Origin of the sequence: Mesorhizobium sp. Root157 (assembly GCF_001427385.1) — a bacterium.
Lineage (GTDB): Bacteria > Pseudomonadota > Alphaproteobacteria > Rhizobiales > Rhizobiaceae > Mesorhizobium.
The window spans coordinates 1-11,720 of record NZ_LMGJ01000013.1; the positions used below are offsets into that span (position 1 = coordinate 1).

12 protein-coding genes are annotated in these 11,720 nt (G+C 63.3%); 5 read left to right on the plus strand and 7 right to left on the minus strand.

What is annotated here, in order from left to right:
- Positions 1-191: 191 nt before the first annotated feature.
- The 5 genes from glcF to ASD64_RS11200 form a co-directional block, all read right to left on the minus strand.
- Positions 192-1,502, minus strand: a complete 1,311-nt coding sequence (gene glcF / locus ASD64_RS11180; protein WP_056105097.1) for a glycolate oxidase subunit GlcF — start codon at positions 1,500-1,502, stop codon at positions 192-194.
- Between the two features lie 15 nt (positions 1,503-1,517).
- Entirely contained in the window at positions 1,518-1,904 is a 387-nt protein-coding gene (locus ASD64_RS11185; protein WP_056105100.1) for a DUF4870 family protein, read from the minus strand.
- A complete protein-coding gene (locus ASD64_RS11190) occupies positions 1,901-3,157 on the minus strand; it encodes an FAD-binding protein (RefSeq protein ID WP_056105102.1) in 1,257 nt (418 codons plus the stop codon). The genes ASD64_RS11185 and ASD64_RS11190 overlap by 4 nt, the downstream gene beginning before the upstream one ends.
- Positions 3,158-3,160: 3 nt before the next feature.
- Positions 3,161-4,657 carry an FAD-linked oxidase C-terminal domain-containing protein gene (locus ASD64_RS11195; protein ID WP_056105104.1) on the minus strand — a complete coding sequence of 499 codons (1,497 nt, stop codon included), beginning with the start codon at positions 4,655-4,657 and terminating at the stop codon, positions 3,161-3,163.
- A 149-nt stretch (positions 4,658-4,806) separates the two neighbouring features.
- A complete protein-coding gene (locus tag ASD64_RS11200; RefSeq protein WP_056105105.1) occupies positions 4,807-6,129 on the minus strand; it encodes a DUF3422 family protein in 1,323 nt (440 codons plus the stop codon).
- A 198-nt stretch (positions 6,130-6,327) separates the two neighbouring features.
- Here ASD64_RS11200 and ASD64_RS11205 point away from each other — a divergent pair, with 198 nt between their 5' ends.
- The 3 genes from ASD64_RS11205 to ASD64_RS11215 are packed head-to-tail and all read left to right on the plus strand — an operon-like array spanning position 6,328 to position 9,112.
- On the plus strand, positions 6,328-7,110 hold the full coding sequence (locus tag ASD64_RS11205; protein WP_056105170.1) for an FCD domain-containing protein: 783 nt from the start codon (positions 6,328-6,330) through the stop codon (positions 7,108-7,110).
- 54 nt (positions 7,111-7,164) lie between these two features.
- Entirely contained in the window at positions 7,165-8,301 is a 1,137-nt protein-coding gene (locus ASD64_RS11210) for an alpha-hydroxy acid oxidase (protein WP_056105107.1), read from the plus strand.
- A gap of 16 nt (positions 8,302-8,317) precedes the next feature.
- Positions 8,318-9,112, plus strand: a complete 795-nt coding sequence (locus tag ASD64_RS11215) for a metallophosphoesterase (RefSeq protein WP_056105109.1) — start codon at positions 8,318-8,320, stop codon at positions 9,110-9,112.
- On the opposite strand, the gene ASD64_RS11220 is transcribed toward ASD64_RS11215, so the two are convergent.
- Together ASD64_RS11220 and ASD64_RS11225 are read right to left on the minus strand one after the other, a co-directional pair.
- Positions 9,085-9,225, minus strand: a complete 141-nt coding sequence (locus ASD64_RS11220; RefSeq protein WP_162249070.1) for a hypothetical protein — start codon at positions 9,223-9,225, stop codon at positions 9,085-9,087. The two genes, ASD64_RS11215 and ASD64_RS11220, sit on opposite strands and share 28 nt — an antisense overlap.
- Before the next feature lie 273 nt (positions 9,226-9,498).
- Positions 9,499-10,197, minus strand: a complete 699-nt coding sequence (locus ASD64_RS11225; RefSeq protein ID WP_056105113.1) for a type 1 glutamine amidotransferase — start codon at positions 10,195-10,197, stop codon at positions 9,499-9,501.
- A 105-nt stretch (positions 10,198-10,302) separates the two neighbouring features.
- Here ASD64_RS11225 and ASD64_RS11230 point away from each other — a divergent pair, with 105 nt between their 5' ends.
- Both ASD64_RS11230 and ASD64_RS11235 read left to right on the plus strand, forming a co-directional pair.
- Complete coding sequence (locus ASD64_RS11230; RefSeq protein ID WP_056105115.1) at positions 10,303-10,950, plus strand: hypothetical protein; 648 nt, start codon at positions 10,303-10,305, stop codon at positions 10,948-10,950.
- A 31-nt stretch (positions 10,951-10,981) separates the two neighbouring features.
- Positions 10,982-11,716: a 16S rRNA (uracil(1498)-N(3))-methyltransferase gene (locus ASD64_RS11235; RefSeq protein WP_056105172.1), complete on the plus strand. Its 735-nt coding sequence runs from the start codon at positions 10,982-10,984 to the stop codon at positions 11,714-11,716.
- Positions 11,717-11,720: the final 4 nt, after the last annotated feature.

Sequence of the window (11,720 nt, forward strand, 5' to 3'; positions counted from 1 at the left end):
GCCGTCTGGCCATCCGGGGTCCCCGCCAGCGACGAGCGCAGCGAGCGAGCTTAAAGGCGGGGCAGAAGATTCCCAGGGCCGAAAAGGCAGCGTGGCGATGAATAGGCACACCCATCTCTTCGTCATCCTCGGGTCGCGCCTTTCGCTACGCTCAGGTTTGCCCGAGGATGACGAAGCAAACCCGCATCAACTCAGTCCGCAGCCAGCCCCTCCGGCTTCGGGCCGCCATAGGCCCAGTCGAGCAACTTGACCGTGTGCACCACGGGCATGTCGGCAGCGGACGCGATCTGGGTGATGCAGCCGATATTGCCGGTCGCGACAACGGCAGCGCCTGTCGCCTTGATGTTCTTGACCTTGCGGTCGCGCAGGCGCGCCGAAATCTCCGGCTGCGTGATGTTGTAGGTGCCGGCGGAACCGCAGCACAGATGCCCCTCGCGCGGTTCCTTGACGATGAAACCTGCCCTGGCCAGCAGCGCTTTCGGCTGGCGGACGATCTTTTGCCCATGCTGCATCGAACAGGCCGAGTGATAGGCAACCACGAGGTCCGGCCTCACCGCCGGCTCGGGCAGGTCGAGCGTGTCGAGATATTCCGTCACGTCCTTGGCCAGCGCCGAGACCTTGGCGGCCTTGTCGGCATAGGCCGGGTCGAGTCGCAGCATGAAGCCGTAATCCTTGATCGTGGTGCCGCAGCCGGAGGCGGTGATGAGGATGGCGTCCAGCCCGCCTTTGTCCAGTTCGCGTGTCCACGCATCGACATTGCGGCGGGCAAAGGCCAGCGCCTCTTCCTCGCGGCCCATATGATGCACCAGAGCCCCGCAGCAGCCTTCGCCTTGCGGCACCGCCACCTCGACGCCGAGGCGCGTCAGCAGCGAAATGGTCGCTTCGTTGATGCCGGGATCGAGCACCGGCTGGGCGCAGCCGGTGAGGATGGCGACGCGTCCGCGTTTTGCCACGCCCTTGGCGCCATGAGTGCCGGGCACCGCCATGGAGGATGGTGCCGGCACCCTTGCTGGCGCAAGCTTCAGCATCGCTCCTAGCGGCTTCAACGCGGCGACCTTGTCGAACAGGCCGATGAACGGCTTGCCCAGCCTTGCCAGCTTGAGGGCGGCGCGAAAGCGCGCCGGATAGGGCAGGACGAAGGCCAGGACGGCGCGCGTCAGCCGATCCGGCAGCGGGCGCTTATAGGTCTTTTCGATATGCGCGCGGGCATGGTCGACCAGATGCATGTAGTGGACGCCCGATGGGCAGGTCGTCATGCAGGCGAGACAGGACAGGCAGCGGTCGATGTGGGTGACGATTTCCTTGTCGGCGGCCCGGCCGCCTTCCAGCATGTCCTTGATCAGGTAGATGCGGCCGCGCGGGCTGTCGAGTTCGTTGCCGAGCGTGACATAGGTTGGGCAGGTCGCCGTGCAGAAGCCGCAATGCACGCATGCGCGCAGGATTTTCTCCGATTCCGCGACATGCGGATCGGCCAGTTGGGCGAGCGAAAAATTGGTCTGCACGGCGGTGCCTCAGATTCAGGTTCCGAGGAACCAGCTTGTGGGGTTCTTGATCGGCTCGTTGCGCTGCAAGGCCTGTAATCCGATCAGGCAGCGCGCGATGATCCAGATTGCGACGGCGAGCATCAGCACGACGCCGATTGCCGCGACGATCAGGATGGCCGAGACCAGGGCGTAGGCGAGCCCGATCCAGAAGGTGCGGATCAGGAATGTGTAATGGCTTTCGACGAAGCCGCCGGCCTTGCCGCGATTGATATAGGCCATCACCACGCCGACGATCGCCGTTATGCCGACGACAAAGCACGCCAGGTAGAGAAAGTAGATCACCTGCGCGTTGGTCGGGCCTGGCTCCAGCCAGCGGTCGGTCTTGCGCGGCGTGGGTGAACCGGGATCGGAGTTGGTCATGTCGATGCTCCCTCTTTTGCTGCATCGACATTAGCAGATACGCCAGCCTGCATCATGCGGCCCGGATTGAGAATGCCCTTCGGGTCGAACTCGGCCTTGAGACGGGCCGACAAGGCGGCAAGCGCCGGCGGCTGCGGCTGGAATACGGGAACCGCCGTGCGGTGCGCGGGTGCCGCGCGCACCAGCGTCGCATGGCCGCCGCCGAATTGCCTGACCAGCGTGCGGACCAAACCTGCCTCCGGATCGCCACTCGCCATGGCAAGCCAGATCAAGCCGCCCTGCCAGTCGTAGAAGGCTTCGACCGCGGCTTGCATGCGCAACGCCATCACCACGTGGTGGCCGTCGGCCGGCGCCATCGAGACGCGCCACACCGGCGTCTCGCTGCCATCCGCGAAAGGCATGCAGTCGCGGACGGCGCGCCATAGCGCCTGCGAGGCTGCGCCGGCGACTTCCTCCAGCGGCCCGGCGTTTTTCAAAAGGTCCTTCAGTTTGCCGATGCGGTAGGCGACTGATGGTCCGAAGCCTTCGACACGCAACAACGTCGCGGCATCGCTGCCGAGCCCTCCATCCACGACGCGCGTCACCGCTGGATAGGGCAGGTGCGCTGCGCTGGAGACTTCGGCGCTGGAGCCGAGAGCAAGCGCCATCGCCGCCGCCGCGTTGTCGTCGAGCAGGCCGCGCACGGCGAGCGTGGTCTCGGTTTCCGCCGTCGGCAGCACCTTGAAGGTGACGTCGGTGGCCACCGCCAGCGTCCCCCAGCTATTGGCCATCAGCTTCGACATGTCGTAGCCGGTGACGTTCTTCACCACCCGTCCGCCCGACTTGAAGGCCTCGCCGCGCCCCGAGACAGCATGGATACCGAGTATGTGGTCGCGCGCCGCCCCAGCCTTGAGGCGACGAGGTCCAGACGAATTGGTGGCCAGCACCCCGCCGATCGTGCCTCGTCCCGGCGCCTGCCCAAGCAGCGGGCCGTAGTCCATCGGTTCGAAGGCAAGCTGCTGGTTGTTTTCCGCCAGCAGCACCTCGATCTCGGCAAGCGGCGTGCCGGCCTTGGCCGACAGGACCAGTTCTTCCGGTTCATACAGGGTGACACCGACAAGTTTCGAGAGGTCGAGCGTATGTTCGGTCTGTGCCGGTCTGCCGATGCCGCGCTTGGAGCCGTGACCGACGATCTCAAGCGGGGCCGCCTCGGCGGCTGCCCACTGAACGGTGGAAAGAACATCCTCGGCGTGGGCGGGGGTGAAAGTGGGCATCCCTCAGAACCTCGGAATGTCGGGAAACGCCACCTGCCCGCGATGAACATGCATGCGGCCGAGCTCGGCGCAGCGGCGCAATTGCGGGAATACCTTGCCCGGGTTGAGCAGATGGTTGGGATCGAAAGCGCATTTGACCCGCATCTGCTGGTCGAGATCGACTTGGTTGAACATCTCCGGCATCAGATCGCGCTTCTCGACGCCGACCCCATGCTCGCCGGTCAATACGCCACCGACCCTGACGCAGAGGCGCAATATGTCGGCTCCGAAGGCTTCGGCCTTGTCCAGTTCGCCCTCAACATTGGCGTCGTAAAGGATCAGCGGATGCAGATTGCCGTCACCGGCATGGAACACGTTTGCCACGCGCAGGCCGTATTGCTGGGACAGTTCGCGCATGCCGGCCAGGACGCGGGGCAGTTCCTTGCGTGGAATAGTGCCATCCATGCAGTAATAGTCCGGTGAAATGCGCCCGACCGCCGGGAACGCCGCCTTGCGCCCCGCCCAGAAGGTCAGCCGCTCCTGCTCGCTTTGCGAGATGCGGCAGGTGGTCGAGCCGTTGTCGACAGCGATCTTCTCCACCAGCCCGATCAGGTGATCGACCTCGACGCCCGGCCCGTCCAGTTCAACGATCAAAAGGGCTTCGCAGTCGAGCGGGTAGCCGGCATGGACGAAGTCCTCCGCAGCGTGGATCGCCGGACGGTCCATCATCTCCATGCCGCCGGGAATGATGCCGGCGCCGATGATGTCGGCCACGCATTGGCCGCCCTGCTCGCTGGTGGGAAAGCCGATCAGCAGCGCCCGTGCGGTCTCGGGCTTTTTCAGGATGCGCACGGTCACCTCGGTGACGACGCCCAAAAGGCCCTCGGAGCCGGTCATCACGCCGAGCAGGTCGTAGCCTTCGGGGTCCAGATGCCTGCCGCCGAGACGCACGACGTCGCCGTCCATCAGCACCATCTCGATGCCCAGCACATTGTTGGTCGTCAGCCCGTATTTCAGGCAGTGCACGCCGCCGGAATTCTCCGCGACATTGCCGCCGATCGAGCAGGCGATCTGGGAGGATGGATCGGGGGCGTAATAAAAGCCCTCCTGGTCGACGGCATGGGTGATGCCGAGATTGGTGACGCCCGGCTGAGCGACGACCGTGCGGTTAGGGAAGTCTATTTCGAGGATGCGGTTGAAGCGGCTCATCACCAGAAGCACCGCGTCTTCCAGCGGCAGCGCGCCGCCCGACAGCGAAGTGCCCGAACCGCGCGGCACGACGCGGATGTTGTGCTCGTTGCAATATTTCAGGATGCGGGAGACCTGGGCAACAGTTTCGGGTAACACCACGACCAGCGGCAATTGCCGGTAGGCGGTGAGCCCGTCGCTCTCGAAGGCGCGCATCTCGGTGACCGTATCGACCACACCTTCGCCCGGCACGACGAGTGCCAAGTCGGCGACGATCTTGGCGCGCCGGCCAAGCGTCGCGGCATCGGGTTTCGGCATGGCCAAGCCGGTCATCGGCTGTCCTCGTCAATACTGGTAAAAAGCATTTACCAGTTAGAATGCCTGCTTGCAAATTGTGCTTTGGTGGAGACGGGGTGTCCGCCTGGCTCGCAGTTTCCGCAGCGTCAATCTGACGCTGGCCGCAGGTCGAGGTACAGCGAGGCCTATTCGCTGGCGGGCTTGCCGTGCTCGGAATGATGGTGACGGATGCGGCGCACCGCCCACCATACCAGCAGCACCGTCAGCGGGACCGATACGGCGGTAATCGCTTCCGGAGCGAAAGCATGGTCGAAAATGGAAGCGCCCTTGGCGAGATAGCCGATCAGGCCGACGACATAGTAGGACACGGCGGCAACCGAGAGGCCTTCCACCGTCTGTTGCAAGCGCAACTGCAGGCGGGCGCGGTTGTTCATGGAGGCTAGCAGGTCGCGGTTCTGCTTTTCCACCTCGACATCGACCCAGGTGCGCAGCAGCGTGGTGGCGCGGGTCAGTTTGCGCGACAGGTTGGCCTGCCTTTCCTCCACCGAACGGCAGGTCCGCATGGCGGGTGCCACGCGGCGCTGCAGGAAGCCGCCCCAAGTGTCGTAGCCGGGAACCGCTTCCTCATCCAGCGCTTCAAGCCGCTCGCGCACGATGCCGTCATAAGCGCGGCTGGCTCCGAAGCGGTAGAGACTGGAGGCGGCGTCCGCTTCCAGTTCGGCGGCAAGTTCGGTGAGGTCGGCAAGAAGGGTCTGGCTGTCGCGCGTTTCCGCAGCCCTCATCTCCCGCGTGATCACCGCCAGCCGGTCTTCGATGCGGCGCACGCGCCCGGACAGGGAAAGCGCCAGCGGCAGGCCGAGCATGGCCAGTGTCCGATACGTCTCGATGTCGATCAGACGTTGCGACAGCGCACCGGTCCTGGCGGGCGTCAGGCCGCGATCCAGCACCAGGATGCGGGTGAGGCCGTCGCCGTCCTGACGGAAATCAGTGACGATTGCCGCATTGCCGCGCTCGACCAGCGAATAGCACAGGCTGGTGGGATCGAAGCCGGCGATCAGCTTTTCACTTGCCGCAGTCCATTTGCGGATTTCCAACCTTATGCCTGAAATCACTGTTCCGGGCGGAGAAAAGCCGTGGCCGAAGGGCGAATCTTCCTGGGCCTTGCCGTTCTCGGACAGCGGACCTTCCCACAGATAGGTCGAGAACTCCGTGTGGCGCTCCCAGCGCAGCGTGCCTTTGCCCCAATTCATCGCGTGATGGCGGGCTTGGCGGTCGGGTGCCGCGATGCCGAGTCGGCGCGACAGTTCCGACAGCACCGCATGATCGACGCTGGACCCGCCCTCGGTCATGAAGGAAAGCTGCAAAAGCACGCGTGGCTTGACGACCAGCGGGTGGGGGCGTGAATGCACCTCGCCCAGCGCTCCGGGCCGGCCTTCATGCGCCGGGAAACCCATGACGCTGCCTGTCGGGCGCGGCTTGAATTCGAGATTCGACGGCTCGTCAGACACGGCTGATCCCCGAAAACTTGCGTGCAACGCGTCCCTCTAGTGCCATTCCCCTTCCGACGCAAACGCCAAGTTAAGCCAGGCGAGCGAACGGCCGGGGGCGCAAGATCGGCAGTTAGGGGCCGATTGGATAAATTCTTTGACCAGTTCAGGCCATTGCTTTTATGCTGGGCAACCTAAGCTCTTTTGTTGGGCACTGCGTTGACGGACATTTTCTCCAGGATCGAGCATTCGCGCACCGCCGACGAGGTCGTGCAGCAGATCGAGGTGCTTATTCTGGAAGGCGTGCTGCGCACCGGTGACCGTTTGCCGGGAGAACGCGAACTCGCCAAGCAATTCGAGGTGTCGCGGCCGATCTTGCGTGAAGCCCTCAAGCTTCTCGAGGCGCGCGGACTTCTCGTCACGCGTCATGGCGGCGGCACCCATGTCGCGGACATCATCGGGCAGATATTTTCCAAGCCCGTAGTTGAATTGATCTCCAGCCACCGCAAGGCGGCTTCGGACTACCTAGAATATCGTCGCGAGATCGAGGGGGTGGCGGCCGAATACGCGGCGCGGCGCGCGACCGCCGACGACCTCGCTCTTCTCGACACCATCATCGCACGCATGGATGAGGCGCATCGCAGCGGCGACTTCGTCGACGAAGCCGAGGTCGATGTCGAATTCCATCACGCGGTCGGCGAATGCGCGCACAACATCATCCTCTTGCACACGCTGCGCTCCTGTTACCGGCTCTTGTCGGAAGATGTGTTCCAGAACAGGTTGACGGTTTTCGCGCTGCCCGGTGCGCGCGAACACCTGTTGGCACAGCATCATGCCATCCATGACGCGGTCAGAGCCGGCGATCCCGTTGCCGCGCGCAAGGCAGCGATGGACCATATCACTTACGTCGAGCGCGCCACCGCTGAGGCCGAGCGCCATGGCGATTGGCAGCGCGTGTCGCGGTTGCGGCTGCGGCAACGCGCCGATGCCGGCGACACCTGACGGGTCGACAGCCTATTATCAACCACAACTGCCGCATTCTCGATTGGAATATCCATGGGCGAAGTCCTTACAATTGAAGACCTCAAACAGCGCGCGCGCCGGCGGGTGCCGAAGATGTTCTTCGACTATGCCGACTCCGGCGCCTGGACCGAGAGCACCTATCGTGCCAACGAGGAGGATTTTAGCAAAATCAAGCTGCGCCAGCGCGTTTTGGTCGACATGACCAACCGTTCGCTCGAATCCACCATGCTGGGCGAGAAAGTATCCATGCCGGTCGCACTGGCCCCGACCGGCCTTACCGGCATGCAGCACGCCGACGGCGAGATGCTGGCGGCCCAGGCGGCGGAGGAGTTCGGCGTGCCGTTCACGCTGTCGACCATGAGCATCTGTTCCATCGAGGACGTCGCTTCGGTGACAAAAAAGCCGTTCTGGTTCCAACTTTACGTCATGCGTGACAGGGACTTCGTCTACAATCTGATCGACCGCGCCAAAGCGGCCAAGTGCTCGGCGCTGGTGCTGACGCTGGACTTGCAAATCCTTGGCCAGCGGCACAAGGACTTGCGCAACGGTCTGTCGGCGCCGCCCAAGTTCACCCCCAAGCATATCTGGCAGATGGCGACGCGCCCCGCCTGGTGTCTGCGCATGCTGGGCACGCAGCGGCGTACCTTCCGCAACATCGTCGGCCACGCCAAGGGTGTCGGAGATCTTGCCTCGCTGTCGTCCTGGACCAGCGAGCAGTTTGATCCGCAACTGTCGTGGAATGATGTGGAATGGATCAAGCAGCGCTGGGGCGGCAAGCTGATCCTGAAGGGCGTTCTAGACAGGGAAGACGCAGTCATGGCGGCCAAGACCGGTGCCGATGCCATCATCGTGTCCAATCATGGCGGACGTCAGCTCGACGGAGCGCCGTCCTCCATTTCGGTGCTTGAAGACATCGCCGGAGCCGTCGGTGACAAGGTCGAGGTGTTCATGGACGGCGGCATCCGCTCCGGCCAGGACGTGCTCAAGGCGCTTTGCCTAGGAGCCAAGGGCACTTTCATCGGCCGTCCGTTCCTGTATGGCCTTGGCGCTGGCGGCAAGCAGGGCGTCACCAGCGCACTGGAAATCATCCGCAAGGAACTGGATACGACATTGGCGCTTTGCGGAAAGCGCGACATAAAGGATGCCGGCCAGGATTTGCTTTATCGGTAACAGGCAAAGGGTACGCGTGGCGGAAACCGGCATCCACTTCAACGAGGCAAGTGCGCCGCAAGGCATGCGGCTCTATGCGATCGGCGACATCCACGGACGGCTTGACCTGCTGGAAGCCATGCATCGCCACATCGCTGCGGAACTCGCTGCGGACAGGCCGGCCGACTGGCGCATTGTCCACCTGGGCGACTATGTCGACCGGGGTCCGGCCTCCAAAGGCGTGCTCGATTTCTTGATGGCGGCCCACGCGCGCGAGCCGCGCCACCTCATGCTCACCGGCAATCACGATGTCGGCTTTCTCGATTTCATCGAGCGGCCCGATCCTTACGGCCTGTTCATGACCAATGGTGGTGTCGAGACGGCGCGATCTTATGGCGTGAATCTACAGCGGAAGGGGTTTCTAAGAAGTGCGGGGCGAAGCCTGCATGAGGGCCATGCGGCGCTCGTTAGCGCCGTGCCGTCCACGCATCTCGATCTGCTGCGCTCGTTGCCTCATTCGCTCCAGTTCGGCGATTTCTTCTTTTGCCATGCCGGTATCAGGCCCGGCATTCCGTTTGCCGACCAACTGGACTTCGATCTGATGTGGATACGTGGCGAATTCCATGCGCATACCGGGCTTTACCCCAAGGTGGTCGTGCATGGGCACACGCCGGTGGCGGAAGCCGATGTAAAGGCCAACCGCGTCAATCTCGATACCGGTGCATACTATACGGGAAGGCTCAGCGCTCTCGCCGTTGAGGGCGTGTCAAAACGCATCCTGGTGGCAACGGAAGCAGGTGTTGCTCAGCGCAGCGTGGCGGTCACGCCATAGCCGTCGATGGCATTGTGGTCGTTGGCTGCGTCTGCGGCGTAGATACCAAGGCCGCCGAACACGATGGCCGACAGCATGGCGAACGTCAGAAGGGCTGCTTTCACGGATGTCATCTCAGGTTTAGCCTTCTGAAGGTCTTGCATGGACACGGTTACCGTTGCGTTGAAACGCGAAATTTTATGAAAGGTTTCGTGACTGGAAGCTTCCGGCCACCACATTCCGGCTGTGTGTTGCTGAATGGTGACAGGGGCATCGCCACTCCAGTAGCGACGCCGGGCGGGCTTCTAGCGGCACAGAAGGACACAAGCCAAGGTAGAAAATTTCAATCCACAGCGGATTCCGGACGGCGTGCCAAAATTGTCACGCCGGATCGCCCTGGGGTGACGTCAGATCTTGGCAACCCAGGCGCGCGCGATCGTCAACCCTGCCGCGTCCGCTTGCGGGCCGTGTTGAGCCATCTGGTCCTCCAGCCGGCTGGCCCAGTTTGGCTGCCGCGCCGCGATCGACTCCGCGAAGCTTTCGCTCCACTGCCTCACCATCGGCCGGTCCGCCTCGAAATGGAACTGGAAGCCGTAAGTGGCGCGGCCGATGCGGAACGCCTGGTTACCGGTAACCGCGCTGCCGGCCAGTCGCACCGCATCGAGCGGCATCGAAAATGTGTCGTCATGCCACTGGAAGGTCGGGAATCTGTCCGGCAGGTCACACAGCACGCCATCTTCGCTTGCATCCTCAGTTAGCGACACTTCTTGCCAGCCGAATTCCGTCGACCCGCCAATCCTGTTGTGCCCGCCGAAGGCGCGCGCGATCAGTTGGCTGCCAAGGCAGATGCCGAGCACCGCGCGATCCCTGGCTTCGAAGTCGCGGATCAGATCGAGCAGTGCTGGAAAATAGGGATAGGCATTGTCTGCCAGGGCATTTTGGCCGCCACCCAGAACCACCAATGCGTTGTGTTTGCTGGCGTCCACGGGCAGTGCGTCTCCGCAATAAGGCTTGCACAGGTCGATTTCGCCGCCGACTTCGGCAATAGCGGCGCCGACCTGGCCGAGGCTCGTATTATTGTAATTCTCGACGACCAGTACCCGCATTGAAATCCACCCACCAGCAACGCAATGACAAAGCCAGCGCTTGCGATATCATGGCGGAAGCGGATCAGCCAACAACAGGCTGGGTGGAGAAATCGGGAAAACACTATGCCACTGCAGAACCGGGTCGACCCGTTCGGCTCGATCCATGCCGTTCCCGAGCGCGGGCTGTTCACCGGCAATCGTGGCATCATCCATGAACCCGACACCAGGACGCTGTTGAAGAAGCGCTGGGCGCTCAAGGCCTGGATCATCTGCGTCTGCGAATTCCGCAATGTGCGCCGCGTGCCCATGGGCCGCAACCGCGCCGGCGGCAAACCCGGCTGGACCGAACTGTTCTTCCTCGACGAGGTCACAGCACTCGCCGCCGGCCACCGGCCCTGTTTCTTCTGCCAACGCGAGCGGGCAAAGGATTTCGTCTGCCGTTTCGGCGAGGCGTTCGGCGTTGCAGAGCCGCGCGCTCCGCAACTTGACGAGCGTCTGCACAGGGAGCGGCTGGCATCGGGCGGCAAACCGGTACCGACGACCACCGCCGAACTTGCCGGCCTGCCGGACGGCGCGATGGTGAGCGACGGTTGTGGCTGCTATGTCTTGCGCGGCGGCTTGGCTCTGCGCTGGACATTCGCCGGCTATGTCGATCCAGTCGATTTTATCGGTTTTGGCGATCGTCCGCTGCATCTGGTCACGCCGGCGACGACATTGGCCGTCCTGCAAAACGGCTATCTCCCCGTCTGGCATCCGACGGCCCCGACTTGACGCCTTCATTGTGCTGCCGCATGTCTCGGCCATGCGCGCCAATTATCGACTGCAACGCCTGTTCGTACCAAACGACCTTTCTGCGGGAGCCGAGTTCGAGGCCGATCCGCAGCAAAGCCACTATCTCTCCCATGTGCTGCGCCTTGGCGAGGGCGCGGAAATACTGCTGTTCAACGGGCGCGACGGCGAATGGTCGGCGTCGGTCGCAGCCAAGGGCAAGAAGACGGTGCGCCTGGCAGTCGGCGCCTTGCAGCGGCCGCAGCCGCCGCTACCCGACCTTGTCTATTGCTTTGCACCGCTGAAGCAGGGCCGCCTCGACTATCTCGTGCAGAAGGCGGTCGAGATGGGGGCGGGCGTCCTCCAGCCGGTCGTCACCCAGCACACACAGGTGCCCAAGCTCGGCATCGACCGGCTCAGGGCAAACGTCGTCGAGGCGGCCGAGCAGTGCGGCATCCTCGCTATCCCTAAGGTGCAGGAAGCCGAAAAGCTCGACCGTGTGCTGGCAAACTGGGATAGCGGTCGCAGGCTGATCTTCTGCGATGAAGATGCCGCGACTAACAATCCGATGCAGGCCTTGCAGGCAATCGCGGAGCGTAAGTTCGCCCTTCTGGTCGGGCCGGAGGGCGGCTTTTCGGAGGAGGAGCGCAGAATGCTGAGGGCCTTGCCCTTTGTCACGCCGATTCCGCTGGGGCCTCGCATCCTGCGCGCCGACACGGCTGCCGTTGCCGCTTTGGCTGTCATACAGGCAAGCATCGGCGACTGGTGAAAGG

Excerpts from the sequence above, each read along its gene's own strand:
- ASD64_RS11235 (WP_056105172.1), top strand. The coding sequence starts at position 10,982 with ATGCGCGCCAATTATCGACTGCAACGCCTGTTCGTACCAAACGACCTT.
- ASD64_RS11195 (WP_056105104.1), bottom strand. The coding sequence starts at position 4,657 with ATGACCGGCTTGGCCATGCCGAAACCCGATGCCGCGACGCTTGGCCGG.
- ASD64_RS11185 (WP_056105100.1), bottom strand. The coding sequence starts at position 1,904 with ATGACCAACTCCGATCCCGGTTCACCCACGCCGCGCAAGACCGACCGC.
- ASD64_RS11220 (WP_162249070.1), bottom strand. The coding sequence starts at position 9,225 with ATGACATCCGTGAAAGCAGCCCTTCTGACGTTCGCCATGCTGTCGGCC.
- ASD64_RS11190 (WP_056105102.1), bottom strand. The coding sequence starts at position 3,157 with ATGCCCACTTTCACCCCCGCCCACGCCGAGGATGTTCTTTCCACCGTT.
- ASD64_RS11230 (WP_056105115.1), top strand. The coding sequence starts at position 10,303 with ATGCCACTGCAGAACCGGGTCGACCCGTTCGGCTCGATCCATGCCGTT.
- ASD64_RS11225 (WP_056105113.1), bottom strand. The coding sequence starts at position 10,197 with ATGCGGGTACTGGTCGTCGAGAATTACAATAATACGAGCCTCGGCCAG.
- ASD64_RS11210 (WP_056105107.1), top strand. The coding sequence starts at position 7,165 with ATGGGCGAAGTCCTTACAATTGAAGACCTCAAACAGCGCGCGCGCCGG.